At 40.1% G+C, this 17,313-nt stretch carries 21 protein-coding genes and 1 pseudogene; 13 read left to right on the top strand and 9 right to left on the bottom strand.

Annotated features, from left to right (window positions below; genetic code table 11):
* Positions 1 to 13: 13 nt before the first annotated feature.
* The 3 genes from K1I67_RS00895 to adhP form a co-directional block, all read right to left on the bottom strand.
* Positions 14 to 826 (bottom strand): PTS mannose/fructose/sorbose transporter subunit IIC, encoded by an 813-nt coding sequence (locus K1I67_RS00895; protein ID WP_223338395.1) that lies wholly within the window; start codon positions 824 to 826, stop codon positions 14 to 16.
* A 29-nt stretch (positions 827 to 855) separates the two neighbouring features.
* Positions 856 to 1,845 (bottom strand): PTS sugar transporter subunit IIB, encoded by a 990-nt coding sequence (locus tag K1I67_RS00890; protein ID WP_223338394.1) that lies wholly within the window; start codon positions 1,843 to 1,845, stop codon positions 856 to 858.
* Between the two features lie 457 nt (positions 1,846 to 2,302).
* Positions 2,303 to 3,322 (bottom strand): alcohol dehydrogenase AdhP, encoded by a 1,020-nt coding sequence (adhP, locus tag K1I67_RS00885; RefSeq protein WP_223338393.1) that lies wholly within the window; start codon positions 3,320 to 3,322, stop codon positions 2,303 to 2,305.
* Positions 3,323 to 3,693: 371 nt separating this feature from the next.
* Between adhP and K1I67_RS00880 the strand changes: the two genes are divergently transcribed.
* From K1I67_RS00880 to K1I67_RS00845, 8 genes and pseudogenes are all read left to right on the top strand, one after another.
* Entirely contained in the window at positions 3,694 to 4,971 is a 1,278-nt protein-coding gene (locus K1I67_RS00880) for a gamma-glutamylcysteine synthetase (RefSeq protein ID WP_223338392.1), read from the top strand.
* 74 nt (positions 4,972 to 5,045) lie between these two features.
* Positions 5,046 to 6,530 carry a threonine synthase gene (gene thrC, locus K1I67_RS00875; RefSeq protein WP_223338391.1) on the top strand — a complete coding sequence of 495 codons (1,485 nt, stop codon included), beginning with the start codon at positions 5,046 to 5,048 and terminating at the stop codon, positions 6,528 to 6,530.
* A gap of 60 nt (positions 6,531 to 6,590) precedes the next feature.
* Positions 6,591 to 7,871: an MATE family efflux transporter gene (locus K1I67_RS00870; protein ID WP_223338390.1), complete on the top strand. Its 1,281-nt coding sequence runs from the start codon at positions 6,591 to 6,593 to the stop codon at positions 7,869 to 7,871.
* Positions 7,872 to 7,874: 3 nt separating this feature from the next.
* Positions 7,875 to 8,489, top strand: a complete 615-nt coding sequence (locus K1I67_RS00865) for an HAD hydrolase-like protein (protein ID WP_223338389.1) — start codon at positions 7,875 to 7,877, stop codon at positions 8,487 to 8,489.
* Positions 8,490 to 8,665: 176 nt separating this feature from the next.
* Positions 8,666 to 9,793, top strand: coding sequence for a LysM peptidoglycan-binding domain-containing protein (locus tag K1I67_RS00860; RefSeq protein WP_223338388.1), 1,128 nt, complete (start codon positions 8,666 to 8,668; stop codon positions 9,791 to 9,793).
* Positions 9,794 to 9,941: 148 nt separating this feature from the next.
* Positions 9,942 to 10,805, top strand: a complete 864-nt coding sequence (locus K1I67_RS00855; RefSeq protein WP_223338387.1) for a DUF2262 domain-containing protein — start codon at positions 9,942 to 9,944, stop codon at positions 10,803 to 10,805.
* A 160-nt stretch (positions 10,806 to 10,965) separates the two neighbouring features.
* Positions 10,966 to 11,391 (top strand): MarR family winged helix-turn-helix transcriptional regulator, encoded by a 426-nt coding sequence (locus K1I67_RS00850; RefSeq protein WP_223338386.1) that lies wholly within the window; start codon positions 10,966 to 10,968, stop codon positions 11,389 to 11,391.
* A 10-nt stretch (positions 11,392 to 11,401) separates the two neighbouring features.
* Positions 11,402 to 11,763: pseudogene (locus K1I67_RS00845) on the top strand (DUF1304 domain-containing protein).
* Positions 11,764 to 11,810: 47 nt separating this feature from the next.
* Here the strand turns inward: K1I67_RS00845 and K1I67_RS00840 are convergent.
* The 4 genes from K1I67_RS00840 to K1I67_RS00825 all read right to left on the bottom strand — a co-directional run bounded on the left by K1I67_RS00840 (position 11,811) and on the right by K1I67_RS00825 (position 15,483).
* The gene (locus K1I67_RS00840) at positions 11,811 to 12,668 is read right to left on the bottom strand and encodes a DUF975 family protein (protein WP_223338385.1); all 858 of its coding nucleotides are present in this window, start codon (positions 12,666 to 12,668) and stop codon (positions 11,811 to 11,813) included.
* 106 nt (positions 12,669 to 12,774) lie between these two features.
* Entirely contained in the window at positions 12,775 to 13,920 is a 1,146-nt protein-coding gene (locus K1I67_RS00835; protein ID WP_223338384.1) for a site-specific integrase, read from the bottom strand.
* A gap of 163 nt (positions 13,921 to 14,083) precedes the next feature.
* Positions 14,084 to 14,626 (bottom strand): hypothetical protein, encoded by a 543-nt coding sequence (locus tag K1I67_RS00830; RefSeq protein WP_223338383.1) that lies wholly within the window; start codon positions 14,624 to 14,626, stop codon positions 14,084 to 14,086.
* Positions 14,627 to 14,685: 59 nt separating this feature from the next.
* A complete protein-coding gene (locus K1I67_RS00825; protein WP_223338382.1) occupies positions 14,686 to 15,483 on the bottom strand; it encodes an XRE family transcriptional regulator in 798 nt (265 codons plus the stop codon).
* Positions 15,484 to 15,660: 177 nt separating this feature from the next.
* On the opposite strand from K1I67_RS00825, the gene K1I67_RS00820 reads away from it, so the two are divergent.
* A complete protein-coding gene (locus K1I67_RS00820; RefSeq protein ID WP_223338381.1) occupies positions 15,661 to 15,936 on the top strand; it encodes a hypothetical protein in 276 nt (91 codons plus the stop codon).
* A gap of 74 nt (positions 15,937 to 16,010) precedes the next feature.
* Entirely contained in the window at positions 16,011 to 16,142 is a 132-nt protein-coding gene (locus tag K1I67_RS09905) for a hypothetical protein (RefSeq protein WP_263284436.1), read from the top strand.
* On the opposite strand, the gene K1I67_RS00815 is transcribed toward K1I67_RS09905, so the two are convergent.
* A complete protein-coding gene (locus tag K1I67_RS00815) occupies positions 16,132 to 16,368 on the bottom strand; it encodes a hypothetical protein (protein WP_223338380.1) in 237 nt (78 codons plus the stop codon). The two genes, K1I67_RS09905 and K1I67_RS00815, sit on opposite strands and share 11 nt — an antisense overlap.
* 47 nt (positions 16,369 to 16,415) lie before the next feature.
* Between K1I67_RS00815 and K1I67_RS09900 the strand changes: the two genes are divergently transcribed.
* From K1I67_RS09900 to K1I67_RS00805, 3 genes are all read left to right on the top strand, one after another.
* On the top strand, positions 16,416 to 16,538 hold the full coding sequence (locus K1I67_RS09900; RefSeq protein WP_263284435.1) for a hypothetical protein: 123 nt from the start codon (positions 16,416 to 16,418) through the stop codon (positions 16,536 to 16,538).
* A 69-nt stretch (positions 16,539 to 16,607) separates the two neighbouring features.
* Entirely contained in the window at positions 16,608 to 16,823 is a 216-nt protein-coding gene (locus K1I67_RS00810) for a helix-turn-helix transcriptional regulator (RefSeq protein WP_001198773.1), read from the top strand.
* Positions 16,824 to 16,856: 33 nt separating this feature from the next.
* A complete protein-coding gene (locus K1I67_RS00805) occupies positions 16,857 to 16,997 on the top strand; it encodes a hypothetical protein (protein ID WP_190279314.1) in 141 nt (46 codons plus the stop codon).
* On the opposite strand, the gene K1I67_RS00800 is transcribed toward K1I67_RS00805, so the two are convergent.
* A complete protein-coding gene (locus K1I67_RS00800; protein ID WP_223338379.1) occupies positions 16,971 to 17,294 on the bottom strand; it encodes a hypothetical protein in 324 nt (107 codons plus the stop codon). The two genes, K1I67_RS00805 and K1I67_RS00800, sit on opposite strands and share 27 nt — an antisense overlap.
* Between the last annotated feature and the right edge of the window lie 19 nt (positions 17,295 to 17,313).

Raw genomic sequence — 17,313 nt, 5'->3', positions numbered from 1 at the left:
ATTGTTCCCCTTTCTAGTAGTCTTCTAAGATATCACCAATTGGGTCGTTAGAAGTTGCAGCTCCTCCGCCACCGTTTCCACCTTGTTTAGAAAGGTTGAGGTAGATGAAGGCAAGGGCAACACCGATTACACCAAGGGCAATCAAAGTCAATTGAGAGATTGCTGCAAGAGCAAAACCGATAGCGAAGAATGGCCATACTTCACGAGTAGCCATCATGTTGATAACCAAAGCGTAACCAACAGCAACGACCATGGCACCACCAACAGCCATACCACCGTTCAACCAGTCTGGCATTAAACCAAGAGCGTCTTGAACAGCAGAAGCTGGGATAGCGATAAGGAAGGCTGCAGGAATAGCGATACGAAGACCTTGAAGAATAAGGGCAAAGTAGTGAGCACGCTCAACAGCTGCAATATTTCCTTCTTTAGCAGCAGCATCTGCAGTGTGAACCAAACCAACTGAGATTGTACGAACAATCATAGTCAAGAAAAGTCCAGCTACTGCAAGCGGGATAGCAGTTGCAGTTGCGACTGCGATACCTTCAGTAGTAAAGTTACCACCTTTAATCATGATGATTGCTGCGGCAACAGAGGCAAGGGCAGCGTCAGGAGCAACGGCAGCACCGATGTTTGCCCAACCAAGGGCAATCATTTGAAGTGATCCACCAAGCATAACCCCTGCTTCGAGGTTACCAGTTACAAGACCGATAAGGGTACATGCTACGATTGGTTGGTGGAATTGGAATTGGTCGAGGATACCTTCAAGACCAGCAAGGAAGGCAACAACTACAACCAAGATAGCAGAAATGAATGAAATATCTGACATGGTTTTATTCCTTTTCTATTTAATGTTAATTATTGAATGTTAGCTTTGCTAATCAAGTCAAACAAATCTTTTTTAGTGTCGTTTGGAACTTTACGTACGTCAAATTCAACACCGAGGTCACGCATTTTTTCAAATGTAGCAACGTCGTCTTTGTCCATTGACAATACGTTGTTGACCATTGTTTTACCAGTTGAGTGAGCCATTGATCCAACGTTAAGAGTTTTGATTGGCACACCACCTTCGATAGCACGAAGGGCATCTTGTGGTGTTTCAAACAAGATAAGGGCATGTGTTTCACCAAAGCGAGGATCTTTAGCAACCTCAATCAATTTTTTGATTGGAACAACGTTAGCCTTCACTCCGTTAGGAGCCGCTTGTTTGATCAATTCTTTACGAAGGTCGTCGTTAGCTACGTTATCTGAAGCAACGATGATACGGTTAGCTTTTGAATCTGGTGTCCAAGCAGTTGCGACTTGCCCGTGAAGGAGACGTGTGTCAAGACGTGCAAGGTTGATTTTCAATTTACCGTCTCCGATAACTGTTCCTTCTGGAATAGCAGCTTGGGCAACTGGAGCAGCTGCAGCAGTTGCAACTTCCTCAGTTGGATTTAGCTCTTCTGGAAGAGCCTTGATGCCATCTTTGGCTTCTTTAATGATGTTCGCAGCGACTTTATCCACTCCTGCATTAGCATCCATCAGGCGCTCGGTGTAGGCTTGGATTAACATCGGCAAGTTAAGTCCTGTGATGATGGCAAATTTACGCTCAGGATTTTCTCCCATTACGCGACTAGCTTGGTTAAATGGAGAACCACTCCAAAGGTCAGCCAAGACTAGAACCTCATCTTCTGCGTCAAATGCAGCCACAGCATTGTTGAACTTGGCGTATAAATCATCTGGACCTTCGTTTGGCATAAAGGTTACAACTTGAACCTTTTCTTGTTCACCAAAGATCATAGATCCTGACTGATGAATACCCGCAGCAAATTCACCGTGGCTCGCAATAATGATTCCGATACTCATTATTGTCATTCCTCCTTATAAAATGTTTGACTTGTAGTTTAAGAAAACTTTAAGACTCCTTAAGTATAAATCGATTTCAGAAAAAAAGCAACTAATTATAATAAAGAGTGAAAAAAATCTCAAATCTCCATTTTTACAAATATTGATATATCAACTTTTTATAAAATCATCTATAAAATGGTCAAAAAATTTAATATAAAAAAGTGGAGGGACTAGGAAGTTTTCGTCACTAGTGCTCTTGGGCGTCTAAAAATTGCCCCAAGTCCAATTAGTTGTCGTATCAAAATGTTATACTCAATGAAAATCAAAGAGCAAACTAGGAAGCTAGCCGCAAGCTGTACTTGAGTACGGTAAGGCGAAGCTGACGTGGTTTGAATTTGATTTTCGAAGAGTATTATTGCTAAAAAAACGAGGTGGGATTTTCTGTCCTACCTCGTTTTGGCATTTATTATTTATCTTAATGAGTAAAGTCTAGAACCATACGACCTTGGATGGTTCCAGCAGCCATTTCATCAAAGACAGCAATGGCATCTTCGACAGGGCGTTTTTGAACGATTGGTACAACCAGACCTTCAGCACCAAATTGGAAGGCTTCTTCCAAATCTTTACGTGTTCCAACGAGAGAACCGATGACTTGGATACCGTCAAGAACTGTTTTGACGATGCTAAGGTCCATCATTTCAGATGGGAGACCGACAGCTACTACACGACCGCCTGCACGAACAGAGTCAACTGCTTGGTTAAAGGCAACTTTTGATACAGCTGTTACGACAGCTGAGTGAGCACCACCGTTTGTCTTTTCTTTGATAAGGCCTGGGACATCTTCGACTTCAAGACCGTTAATCACGATATCTGCTCCAACTTCTTTAGCTAGGGCAAGTTTATCGTTGTTAATATCTACTGCGATAACGTGAGCGTTGAATACTTTTTTAGCGTATTGGACAGCCAAGTTACCAAGGCCTCCAGCACCATAGAGGACAACCCATTGACCTGGCTCAACTTTTGCTTCTTTGATAGCCTTGTATGTGGTAACACCGGCACAAGTGATAGAAGAAGCTTGGGCTGGATCGAGCCCTTCTGGAACCTTAACAGCATAATCTGCAGTTACGATACATTGTTCAGCCATACCACCATCTACTGAGTAGCCAGCATTTTTTACTGTACGGCAAAGAGTTTCGCGTCCAGTTGTACAGTATTCACACATACCACAGCCTTCAAAGAACCAAGCTACGCTGACACGGTCGCCAACTTTGAGGCTTTTTACATCAGGAGCAACTTCTTTGACAATACCGATACCTTCGTGACCGAGAACGCGTCCTGGAACTTTACCAAAGTCACCATGTGCAACGTGGAGGTCAGTGTGGCAGACACCACAGTACTCAACTTCTACAAGAGCTTCCCCTGTTTCGAGTGGACGGAGAACTTTTTCTTCAATAGCAACACCAGTGCCTTCTGGATTTACAACAACAGCTTTCATAGCTATCCTCCTTGATTAGTCGTTGAGGTGCAGAGGAAAAGGGGCTTGGCTTGAAAATTTTTCAAGGAAGTCAGATTTAAACTGCCCTCTCATGTTTTTACATGTGAAGTATATCACAATATTTACTATAGTACAATGGTTTTTATGTAAAAAACTATGTAATCGCTTAACCGGTTGATAAGACTGTGAAAATTGAACAATAAATATTGGAGTATCAGAGAAGGAATACCTATAAACCTGAGAATAGTTTGGTATGTATCGACTTCCCAAAATTACTAGCAAATTTTCTGAGTTCTTTCTCGAAGGGTTTTTGGTATAATATAGAAAGCAATTGATGTTTCTAGTAAGAGTATTTAGAGTGAGAGGTATGTATGTCCCCTTCAATTCAGTTATTAAAAGATCGCTATTTAAAAAATATCAAAAAAAATCCACAACTCTACATTGGTATTGAGTTGGAGTTTCCTATCGTACACACGAAAGGGAAACCCACAGATATTGAAGTCAGCAAGGACTTGATGCGCTTTTTGGTGGATGCTCTCAGTCTGAAAGTTGAAAAAGAGGACCAGGATGGCAATCCGATTCAACTTGTAGAACCAACGAGTCAAGATCGGATTTTATTTGAAGTTTCTTATACAACCTTGGAATTTGCCTTTGGTAGGGCTCAGAATATCCAAGAGGTTGAAGGACGTTTTCAGGCCTATATGAAGGTAATCCAAGAAAAGCTAGGCGAAAAGGAACATGCTATCCAAGGTTGGGGGATTCACCCAAACTGGGATCAGAATGACAATCGACCTGTGGGTTATCCACGTTACCAGATGCTGATGGCTTACCTGCATATGGGAAGTCGCCAAGATAGAGCTGATTTGCATGACTTTCCACAATACGGTGCTTTTATCTGTGGGAGTCAAGTTCAGTTGGATGTATCGACTGCTAACTACCTACGAGTTATCAATGCTTTCACCCAGATAGAGGCAGCCAAAGCCTACCTGTTTGCCAATTCTGAGTTTTCTGGAGCAGACTGGGACACCAAGATTTCACGAGATATTTTTTGGGAAGAATCCATGCATGGGATTTATCCAGAGAATGTTGGTGTCAATGCCAAACTATTTCAAAATGAGGATGATTTCTTTGCTTATCTAGACCGCTCTGCGATTTTTACAGCAGAACGTGATGGGGAAACCTACTATTTTTCTCCGATTCGAGCTAGAGATTATTTAGATACTGATGAAATTCCCGCCTATACTCTGAATAGGAAAGAAACTCTGCTTGTTCCTCAAGAGAAGGATTTCCAAACACACCGTAGCTATCAATTTCAGGACTTAACAACTCGAGGAACCGTTGAATTTCGTAGTGTTTGTACGCAGCCCCTAGACCGCACCTTTGCTTCGACGGCCTTTCATCTAGGTTTGTTGGTGAATCTTGATAAGTTTGAAGATTATCTAGCAACAGCCCCCTTCTTTGCGGAATTTGGCCGTGACTACAAGTCTTTGAGAAGACAGTTTTCTAAGAAACAACTCACAGATGAGGAAAAATCTGGGATAATCCAGTTCTCCAAAGACTTACTAGCTATAGCAGAACAAGGACTTGAGATGAGAGGTCAGAGAGAAATGACCTATTTAGAGCCTTTGAAAGAAAAATTGACCCGATAATTTTCTTATAAAGGGAGAATTTTCTGAAAAATCATGATATAATGGATGAGACTATAGATAAAGGATAGAGATTTATGACATTAGTTTATCAATCAACGCGTGATGCGAAAAATACTGTAACAGCTAGCCAGGCAATTTTGCAAGGTTTGGCGACTGATGGAGGTTTGTTTACTCCAGTTAGCTATCCAAAGGTGGACTTGGATTTTGACACATTGAAAGACGCTTCTTACCAAGAAGTGGCGAAACTAGTCTTGTCAGCCTTCTTGGATGACTTTACAGCTGAAGAGTTGGACTACTGTATCAACAATGCCTATGATAGCAAGTTTGATACACCAGCTATTGCCCCTCTTGTAAAACTCGATGGTCAATATAATTTAGAACTTTTCCACGGTTCTACCATCGCCTTTAAAGATATGGCCTTGTCTATCTTGCCATACTTTATGACAACGGCAGCTAAGAAACACGGCTTGGAAAACAAGATTGTCATCTTGACAGCGACATCTGGTGATACAGGAAAAGCTGCCATGGCAGGATTTGCGAATGTTCCAGGTACTGAAATTATCGTTTTTTATCCAAAAGACGGTGTCAGCAAGGTACAAGAGTTGCAAATGACGACTCAAACAGGGGACAATACGCATGTTGTAGCCATTGATGGAAACTTTGACGATGCCCAAACAAACGTGAAACAGATGTTCAATGATGTGGCTCTTCGTGAAAAATTAGCAGCCAACAAGTTGCAGTTCTCATCAGCTAACTCTATGAATATCGGCCGTTTGGTTCCACAGATTGTCTACTATGTATATGCCTATGCTCAGCTTGTTAAAACTGGCGAGATTAAGGCTGGTGACAAGGTTAACTTCACCGTACCGACAGGAAACTTCGGAAATATCTTGGCTGCCTTTTACGCTAAACAAATCGGTTTGCCAGTCGGCAAGCTAATCTGTGCTTCAAATGACAACAATGTCTTGACAGACTTCTTTAAAAGTCGTGTCTATGACAAGAAGCGTGAATTTAAGGTAACCACTAGCCCATCTATGGATATCTTGGTCTCTTCAAACTTGGAGCGCTTGATTTTCCATCTTTTGGGCAATGATGCGGTTAAGACAGCTGAACTTATGAATGCTTTGAATACCCAAGGTCAGTATGAGTTGACTGATTTTGATTCGGAAATTCTTGATTTCTTTGCAGCAGAGTATGCGACGGAAGCAGAAACAGCAGCAGAAATCAAGCGTGTTTATGAGGCAGATGCTTATATCGAGGACCCTCATACAGCAGTTGCTTCAGCAGTTTATAAAAAATACCAAGCAGCGACAGGCGATGCGACCAAGACCGTGATTGCATCAACTGCTAGTCCATACAAATTCCCAGTAGTTGCAGTAGAAGCTGTAACTGGAAAATCAGGACTTAGCGACTTTGAAGCTTTGGCTCAGTTACATGAGATTTCAGGAGTAGCAGTGCCACCAGCAGTGGATGGCCTTGAAACAGCTCCAGTTCGTCACAAGACAACTGTTGCAGCAGCAGAGATGCAGACTGCAGTAGAAACTTATCTAGGACTTTAAAAGAGAGGAAGTAAACTCGGTTGGGAAACTAACTGGGTTTCTTTTCATCAGGAGGAAGGATTGTTTAAGAAAAATAAGGATATTCTCAACATTGCTCTGCCAGCCATGGGTGAAAATTTCTTGCAGATGCTCATGGGGATGGTGGACAGCTATTTGGTAGCTAACTTAGGTTTAATCGCCATTTCGGGTGTTTCGGTAGCGGGTAATATCATCACTATTTATCAGGCTATTTTCATCGCTCTGGGAGCAGCCATTTCCAGTGTCATTTCAAAAAGTTTGGGACAGAAGGACCAGTCTAGACTAGCCTATCATGTGACAGAAGCAATCAAGATTACCCTGCTACTGAGTTTAGTTTTAGGGTTCTTGTCCATCTTTGCTGGTCGAGAGATGATAGGTCTTTTGGGGACAGAAGCAGTTGTAGCTGAGAGCGGTGGACTTTACCTATCATTGGTGGGTGGTTCAATTGTTCTCTTGGGCTTGATGACTAGTTTGGGGGCTTTGATTCGCGCCACCCACAATCCTCGGCTTCCACTTTATGTTAGTTTGTTATCAAATGCTTTAAATATCCTTTTTTCAAGTATTGCCATTTTTATCCTTGATATGGGGATAGCTGGTGTTGCTTGGGGGACTATTTTATCTCGTTTGGTTGGTGTTGTGATTTTGTGGTCACAATTAAAACTTCCATATACGAGACCAAGTTTGGGGCTGGACAAAGACCTGCTGACCTTGGCTTTACCTGCAGCGGGAGAACGTCTCATGATGAGGGCTGGTGATGTTGTCATTATTGCCTTGGTTGTTTCCTTCGGGACTGAGGCAGTTGCGGGGAATGCCATCGGTGAAATTTTGACACAGTTCAACTATATGCCTGCCTTCGGTGTCGCTACGGCAACAGTCATGCAGGTAGCTCGAGCAGTCGGAGAGAATGATTGGGCAAGGGTGGATGACTTAAGTAAGCAAACTTTTTGGTTGTCTTTCTTTCTCATGTTGCCCTTAACACTTAGTATCTATGCTCTGGGAACACCACTAAGTCACCTCTACACCAGTGATCCTGTGGCTATCAAAGCCAGTGTTTTGGTGACTCTTTTCTCTCTATTAGGGACTCCTATGACGACGGGGACAGTCATTTATACAGCTGTCTGGCAAGGTTTGGGAAATGCCCGACTTCCCTTTTATGCGACAAGTATCGGGATGTGGTGTATTCGCATTGGGACAGCCTATCTGATGGGGATTGTTCTTGGTTGGGGCTTGCCTGGTATTTGGGCTGGTACTCTTTTGGATAATGGTTTCCGTTGGATTTTCCTACGCTATCGTTACAAATCTTACATGACATTGAAAGGATAAGAAATGCAAGAAACAGCTTTTATTTGGGATTTAGATGGTACTTTATTGGACTCTTATGAGGCTATTTTAGCAGGAATCGAAGAGACCTTTGCTCAGTTTGACATTCCTTATGATAAGGCTGAGGTTCGTGCCTTTATTCTACAAACTTCCGTTCAAGATCTATTGGAGAAGGTCGGAGGAGAAAGAGGTTTGGATGCTGCTAGGCTCAATCAAGTCCGTGCTCAGAGCTTGGCTGAAAAGAATGCCCAGGTTGTTCTGATGCCAGGGGCACGTGAAATCTTAGCTTGGGCAGATCAGCAAGGAATTGAGCAGTTTGTTTATACCCATAAAGGGGACAATGCTTTTACTATTTTGGAGAATTTGGGGTTGGCCCACTATTTCACAGAGATTTTAACCAATCAAAGTGGTTTTGCTCGGAAGCCTGGTCCGGAAGCAGCAATCTATTTGATAGATAAGTATGGACTAGATCCACAGCAAACTTATTATATCGGAGATCGGTTCTTGGATATAGAATTTGCCCAAAATAGTGGCATTCAAAGTATCAATTTTCTTGCCTCACCTGCAACTTGTAATCAACAGATGGAGCATTTGGAAGATATTAGCTCACTTTCCTTCTAGAGCTTTCTCTAAGAAGAATATGTCAGCTTGATGACAAGAAACTAACAAACTATTTCAAGTAATATGATTTGTTACAACGAATGTACAGTTCTGTTAAATAGCCCCAAAAGGGCTTTTTTTCTACATTCTTTGTGTTATGATAGACAGGTACTACATTTGAAAAGGAGTTTGATAGTATGAAGAAAAGAATTATTTTAGCATCAACAGTAGCCTTGTCCTTTGCCCCTGTATTGGCAACCCAAGCAGAAGAACTAGTATGGACAGCACGTAGTGTTGAGCAAATTCAAAACGATGTTACCAAAAGTGAGAATAAAACAAGCTATACAATTCAGTATGGTGATACCTTAAGTACCATTGCCGAAGCTTTGGGAGTGGATGTGACCGTTCTTGCTAACTTGAACAAAATCAGCAATATTGATTTGATTTTCCCTGAGACAGTCCTTACAACAACTGTCAATGAAAAGGAAGAAGTGACAGAGGTTGAAATTCAAACCCCTGACGCAGTCCAAGGTGGTGAAGGAACAACTGCCACAGCAGATTTGACAACCAACCAAGTCACTGTAGATGACCAAACTGTACAGGTTGAAGATTTAACTCAACCAGTTGAAGAAACTGAAGCTGTAGCAGAAACTACAGTATCGTCAGAAAAAACAACGACAACAACTGCTGAAACCACAGAAGCAACTACTGAAGCTGTAACAGAGGCTCCTACAGTTGAAGAACCAACGACTACAACAACAGAAGCAACTACTGAAGCTACTACTGAAACTGTGGCAGAAGTTGCTAGCCCAGTAGTAGAAACCTCAACTCCAGTAGTGGAGGAAGCAGCTGTAGAGACGGCTACAAGCGCATCTGAGACAGAAGAAGTTACCTATCAAGCAGAACCAAGTCAGCACTCTTCAAACACTTATGCAGCCCCAGTAGCTCCTGACTATGCAGGACTTGCTGCAGCAAAATCAGAGAATGCAGGACTTCAACCACAAACAGCAGCTTTTAAAGAAGAAATTGCCAACTTGTTCGGCATTACATCTTTTAGCGGATACCGTCCAGGAGATAGTGGTGATCACGGAAAAGGTCTTGCGATTGACTTTATGGTTCCAGTAAGCTCAGCTCTTGGAGACCAAATTGCAGATTATGCAATCCAGAACATGGCGACCCGTGGCATTAGCTACATCATCTGGAAACAACGTTTCTACGCACCGTACGATAGCAAATATGGACCAGCCTACACTTGGAACCCAATGCCAGACCGTGGAAGCATCACAGAAAACCACTATGACCACGTTCACGTATCGATGAACTAATAGAAAGAGGAGTTGAAACTAATCTAGTTTCGGCTTCTTTTTTGTAAAAATAGTATTTATAAGTGAAATAAAATCTAAAACATGATAAAATGTAAGCGTATACAAAACAATGCTAAGGTATTAAAAGCAGAGAGAAAGGATGAAGTGAATGACAAAACGATTAAAAACTCCATTTGAGAAAACAAGAGATGATTTTGAACAGGAATTTTGCGGAGAAATTGTTGAGCTCTTGATTTTTACCCTCCAAAATGTAAATGGGGCTGCTTCTTTAAAAGATGGTTGTAAAATGCCGTCTGTTCATTTTAAAGCTAGTGTCAATGTCGCAACCCAGGAATTCTCTGAACTTGAAGGACGTTTGGAATGGCTCCTGACTCCTGAGGAATTTGAAGAAAAGCGATGGGGATTTAGTTTTGAACCCTACAAAATTCATCGGATCAAATGTAAAAAACGCCCCTTCATGGAGCTAGAGCCATATATGTCAGAAGTAGCTAATAACTGCTACCACTTGCTGGAATACCTAGATGACCAATCCTCAGACTCTAGGTTAGAAACCTTGATTGAAGCCTATCAAAAACCGGTCATCATTCAAGACGATCTTGGCGAATTCACACTAAATAGAGCCTATTCTTGGTTTGAAGGCTTCATCACTTATGAGGTCGGTAAGATTCACGCTATCTTTGCTGCGAATGCAGATGAAAGTCTCCCTCCAAGTTCTTTCGATGATTTAAAGAAATTTATGGAAACCTTCCAAGTCCAAGATGCTCGGATTAAAGACTATATTGTTAAAGAACTGTGGGAAACAGCCCAAGACTGGATTTATTCAGATGAAAATGATGTGGAGTTAACAGAAGAGTATTTTACTAATTCTCTTTACTTAAGTGAACTATCGATCAATGAAGACGGGGAATTGACCCTCTACTATGATGATAGAGAGGAAATTTTTGCAGGCCATGCCATCGAAGTTGTCATCGATAAAGAGGGGGAAATCCTTAGAGCGGACTTGGTAGGCTAATGGATGGAGTTTTATTTAGAATATAGAAATAATAGCCTTTTGGGATTGAAACCAAGAGGCTATTTTTAAGGAGTGAGCAAAATAGTTGCGTTTTTTATCTGATTGCAATATACTTGATAAGTCAATAATTGATAAATCAATTGTTTGCAAGGAGATAGAAATGGTAGAAATACATGAATTACTTTATCAAGTTCGCTTAGCAGACCAAATCATCACACAACTTTTTGAGAAACAGCTGGGAATCAGTTTGACTCGCTATCAAATCCTGCAGTTTTTATTGCAAAAGTCACCTTGTAACCAAATTGCCGTTCAGGAGAAATTAGAGATTGACCAGGCAGCCTTGACCCGTCATTTCAAAATTTTAGAGTCAGAGGGCTATGTCAGTCGTAATCGTAATCCAATCAATCAGCGAGAGGTTTTAGTTGAATTGACCCAAGAAGCCAAGAATCAACTTTTGATCAATCCACCCCAACATCACTTGAAAGTGAAGGAACAGATGGAGAGTATCTTATCGACTGCAGAGCAGAAAGAGCTGACGACTTTACTGATGAAACTAGTGTCAGGTTTAGAAAAAATAGAATTTTAAGGAGAAAACGATGTCAATCATTACTACTATTTTGGCAACCCTTGTTGCCCTCGAACATTTTTATATCTTTTATTTGGAGAGTATGGCAACCCAATCAGATGCAACCAGCCGAGTCTTTAATATGGACAAGGAAGAGTTGACTCGCCCCTCTGTCACCTCACTGTTTAAAAACCAAGGAATTTACAATGCCTTGATTGGGGGATTTCTTATTTACGGAATTTATTTCTCACATAGCTTAGAAATCGTAACAATCTTTGTGTTGTTTGTCATAGGAGCAGCGACTTATGGGGCTTTAACAGCAGATAAAAAATCATTCTAAAGCAAGGTGGACCAGCTATTCTAACCTTGCTAAGTATCCTTTTCTTAAAATAAAAACAACCAGCACTTTCCATAGAAGGTGCTGGTTTTAATCATTCACATTAAACTTTTCTTCGCTTGATTTCAAGCAGTCTTTGATAAAAGAAGAATTGGCTGCTATAGATATAAGGGAAAGTAGGGATGCTCGCAATTCCAAAGCTAATCCAGATAAGGATGTACCAAGGGAGTAGCTGTAAATCAAGTACAAAGCGTTGAAACTTATAGCCTTTCATAAGGAAGCGACTGGTTTTGAGTACGCGACTCGGCTTGGCTATTCCAATTGCAAGGGTATCACATAGGAGCAACTCTACTTGGGAATAAGCGTAGTATTGAGGCAGATAGAGAATGGTTCCCAAAATCATCAGAAAGACGCTACCAAAGAAGTAGAGTGCAAAAGTAAGTAGAAAATGTTCAATATCTGAATTGGTAACATCGACAGCTGGAAATTCGGGATGAAGTTCTACAAATTTACGAGCCATAGCACTACTATAAAAGAGCAAGTAAACTCCAAAAAGATTAGGGATGCTCCATAAAAAGAGATAGAAACGCTTGAGTAAGAGAGTTAGAAAAGTCTGGGTAAAGAAGCGATTATCAAGTAAGGACAAGCTATCTTTAAAGGAAAGCTCTATCTCGGAAATTCTGTAAAGATTAATCGTGGTAAAGAGAGCGCCAGCTAGGATAATGGAACTTGTAAATCCAACGGCTATCGGAAAGAGAGAAGACTGAATCAAGCTCATCAAAAAAGTAAAGAAGGATTGCTCAAGAATCTCTTCATCAAGCAGAGATAATGGGCTTACAAAACTGGATAGAATCAGGAAAATGCTTGGTAGTAAAAAGACAAGCAATAGACGTGGATGTTCAGTTTGAAACTGTTTAGCTTGTTGACGAACTTCTTTTAAATCAATTTTTGGGTATTTCATTCTTTCATTATACCATAAATAGTACACAGCTTGCTAATCCTTTGAAAACAGTGGACTTCTAGCGTGTCAGGTAAAAGTGAATACGATATTGAATACGACTTTACTTTTAGCTGGAGCGGATGAAATCCATGAGCTGGTCAACGACTTCAACACGTTGATTATCATTGATGTGGGTATACATATCAAGGGTGATTTGAACATTATTGTGACCGAGCCTATCTGAAATGATTTTTGCTGCAACACCAGCTTCAAAAAGGAGAGAAGCGTGTGTATGCCTAAATCCGTGAGGCGAAATTTTTTTAAGATCTTTGTGTTTACGAAAGAATCTGCTAAGCTTCACTTTCATAGTTGCGGCTAAAAGCCATCCCCCTATGTCATTCGTAAAAATATAATTCGAATCATGCTTGTAAGGCACACCAGCCTGGAAATATTCTTTTATTTGCTGTCGTTTCCAGAGTTTCAAAACATTCAGAGTTTCAGCATCTAAGGTGATAACTCTCTTACTCCTTTTGGTTTTAGGGTCCTGAACAGTTTGTTTTTTGCCAATCACGACAGCCGTGCGAGAAATGCTTAACCGTTTATTTTCAAAGTCAACATCTGACCACATGAGACCGATAGCTTCTCCAGTTCTCAAGCCAGAAAAAGCGAGTAAGTGGAAAAAAGTGTAGTCTACAGGCTTAAAATTTGCTTTGGAAACTTTAAGAAAATCCGTTAGCTCCTGCTTTGTATAGTAGTTTTCTTTGCCCTTTAAGGGTTTATTTTTAGGCTTGATAATCTTATCTAAGGGATTTGACTTAATAATATCAAGAGAAGTGGCATACTTGAAAATACGGCTAATAACAGAGTAGTAATTAGCATAGAGGACATAACGATTACTTAACTTTATAGCAACCTTCTGACAATAAGCGACACTGATTTGCTGAATCTTCATATCTGTAAAATATGAGTCAATCATAACATTAAGTTTCTTCTTAGTGTTCTGATAAGTTGTTGGTTTTACAGTGCTCTTGTAGCTTTCAAGCCATAGCTCAGCAACTTCAGCGAAAGTAGGATTCTGAAAATCATCATTGTTTGAAAAACCATTCTCTTCAACATCTAATAGAAGATCACGTTCGGCAACCTTGGCCTCTTTAATGGTTTTAAAACCACGTCTTGTTGTGCGTTTTTCTTTTCCAGTTGCAGGGTCTATGCCCAAGTATGTTTGAAAGAGGTATCTAGTCTCTCCTTTTTTTGTAATGTATTTTTTTATCATAAAATGTCCTTTCTTTTCGATTGCTTGCCCGCATAGTTGAAAAGGTGTAGCATTTATGATAAACTATAAGTGTATTTTTTTATCATCTTTTCCATTGCTTGTCACAGGGAAAGTTGAATCCTCACACTCAAGATTGCCGTCGGAGAGTGTGGGGATTTTTTATTTAGTCAAAAAATCTTTCGACATTATTTGCTTGCGCTTGTGTTAATTTAGTTGAAATGGTTTTGATTTCACCAGTTGCAATATTTCTGAGTAATACCGATGCTGATCCTGGTTTTTCTTCTTGTGTAGTGACTGATGTAGAATTGATAGTTCCTTTTTTCTCTCTAGCTCCACCAGCCATGGCACCAACAACCGCCCCAACTGGGGTTATTGCAGCGCCAATCGTTCCTCCAAGAAGAGCGCTACCAACTCGACCTTTTTGCTTGGTTTTTCCTGTAGTCGTTGTACGCTCGATAATTGTAGAACCAGAAAAACTAAAGTTTTCAAATTCGTAAAGCACAGGTTCTTCTGAGTACATACCAATGTAGTATTGGCCATCAACTGTTTTTCTGATAGTAGTAGGACTAGAAAACTTATTGCTTTCAGGTAAGACTATCTTTGTTTCTAGTGCTGCTTTTTTTCTCATTTCGTTAGCTTTGTCTAATCCTTCTGCAGTTTTATCAACTGCAGTTTTTGCTAATTCTTTTAATTTTTTGAAATCCATAATTTTATCCTATCAATTCGTAATATTCATCAATGAGCATCAATTCGTCTGCGATGGTTTTATTTCCCTCTATACACCCCGACAACTGCAAAAATCTTGATGTGTGTGTCTTCAGCTGGTGGGAAGTCTAGGATGATGTCTTCATACTTGTCATTGAGCGACACGAGGCGTAAGCGTCCGTTTTCGGTGTATATCTTCTTGAAGTAAGAACGGTCTCCGTATGCGATAACTGCTAAATCGCCGTTGTAGGTGGTCAGTCCTTTGTCTACCAAATAGAGAATATCTCCGTCTTGGTAGTCAGGTTGCATGGAGTCTCCACTTACCTTAGTTGCAATGTCATGACGTGGTGGTTGCTCGTCAACCTCTATAGTCTCTCTATCTGTATCGTCGTAGCCGAATCCATAGTTAAATCCACAAGCTGCAGCCGTCTCAGACACTATCTCGACTTGATACAAGCTGATGAGGTTTTCCGACACTTCGTTTCCCTTCGTTTTTTCTTCGTTTTCTTGACTCTCCAGAAGCTCCTCAGACGTCCGTAGAACGATTTTTTTGTTTGGAGTGGTTAATTGCACTACCTTATCCGTTATCTGCTGTGTGAGCGAATCTGGAGCATCTGGGAGTGAGTTGGTGGATTCTTCCTTAAAAGTAGTATCTATATCTGATTTTTTAACACCGAAATAATCAGCCAGTTTTTGGATAACACCAAAAGAAGGAGCGCTTCTTAACTTCATATAGTCTGTCATAGTACTTGCCGTAATTCCAACTTCTTTAGCCAACTCTTTTTGGGTGATGCCACGTTGCTTTCTAAAGTGTGTAATATTTTCAGCAATGATTTGCATTCGTTTTTTTTCATCCATTTACGATTACCTCGTATTTTTTATAATTACATTATATATCATTTTTGAATGATAAACAATCAAAAATATGAGAAAATCCTATTTTTTTGATAAAAACTATTGACAATACGAAAAAATCGTATTATAATTAAATCAAGCTTAAGGAAATAACAAAAAAACAAACCGGAGGGAAACACCATGAACACATTAAACGAGAAAGCCATCAACATCTTCAAAGCAGTGGTTGAAGAAACCTTACTTCAAAACACATACGAGGAACGCTTCCTCTATGGTCAGCTTGAATCATTCTGGAACAACAGTCGTCAATTCGCTTTCGGTTGGACAGAGTTGGCAGAAGAGATCGAACGCCAAGAGCGTTATCTTCTTGATGCTGGTTTCACTCAAGATGAAATTGATGACATTCGCTTTGATGCAGCATTCGCAGGAATGCTGGACAAAATGAATGTAGCCTGATCGGTAGCACCAGGGTTCGACTCCCTGGCAGGCTGTTGCTCTTGAAGCAAAAAAATAGGGAAAGGAGGAAGGCGATGGATATAAAAGAAGTTGTTTTAAAATTAGAAAAAAAACAAGAAAAAAACATAGCCGAAATAAGTTACTTAAGAGGCTATGTTAAGGGTCTTGAGGAACGAATCAGACGTTTAGAACAGGCTAATCAGTAGTTTTAAGTGTGAAAGCACTTGGATACTTCGCTTGCAACTCAAAGATTTTCTCAAGTTTTTCAGGTTCTTGAAAAGCCATCATGATAATATCTTCTTGAGTCATTGGACGATTGGTAGTTGGTGCGTTTGCAATATTGCTGTTTAACGTTTCGATAGCATCATAGATATTGTTAATAGTAGATTTTAACTGGACGAACTCTTGAGTTGTGACATGGTTTTTCTCCAATCATTTTTATTTTGATTATACCATATTTGAAAGGGGGGGTGAAGTATATGACCGAAGAAGAGGCAATTGAATTATTGAAATTCTTAATGACAGACTATGGGCGAGGGTATTTAGCTGGATTAGTTAGCGGACTTTCAATGTTTTTGAAAATTTTAAAAAAAGTAGAGTAAGTACCCTCCTTTCTGCTTACATTATAGCAGAATTGCGAGGAACAAATAGAAAAATAAGGAGGTAGGAACGTGCAGTGGACTTTAGAGGCTATGAGAATCAACAAAGGACTTACTCAAGCAGAGTTGGCAGAAAAGTTTGAAGTTTCAAGTCAAACAATTGCTAGATTAGAAAAAGATAGCTCTGATATCGGTTATCAGCTATTGAAAAAATACATGTTTTTTTTCAATGTGAAATTCGATGATATTTTTTTAGGGAAAAAATACGAAAATTTCGTAAATAACTAGAAACAAAAAAATAAGAAAGGAACGATCTTAGTGATGTTTATCGAAATTGAAAATTTATCAGATTTTATAGAATCCGCTAAAGAGGTCATAAAGAAAGCCGAAGAACTAGAAGCTGCTGTTCAACGGCTAAATGAAATGGAACTGGAATTAAAAACCAAGGCGACTGATAAGTAAAGCTTTTTGAGCTTCGGCCAGCATCTCTTTCCAGCTGGAGAATTTGGTTTGATTTGAAACGAATGTGTCTAAGGTTGTTTCATCTGCTTTTTCAAGTTCCTCTGCGGTAGAAATGTTTTCAGGACTTGATTTCAAGAAATCTTCTATGCTGGTGAAATTCGAATTTTCGCGCATAAATTTTTCAGAAAATATTTCATCAAAAGAATATTTGTGAGTTCCTGAAACTTCCTGAGAGTTTTTAGATAACTGTTTGAGGTTTTTCTCAAACCCATCCATTCCTTTTATCTTAAAAGACATAGGATTCACCTCCTTTCTG

Source organism: Streptococcus infantis, from assembly GCF_019929575.1.
Taxonomy (GTDB): domain Bacteria; phylum Bacillota; class Bacilli; order Lactobacillales; family Streptococcaceae; genus Streptococcus; species Streptococcus infantis_L.
The sequence above is the reverse complement of the archived record's forward strand: the minus strand, read 5'-3'. Positions and strand labels throughout refer to the sequence as shown.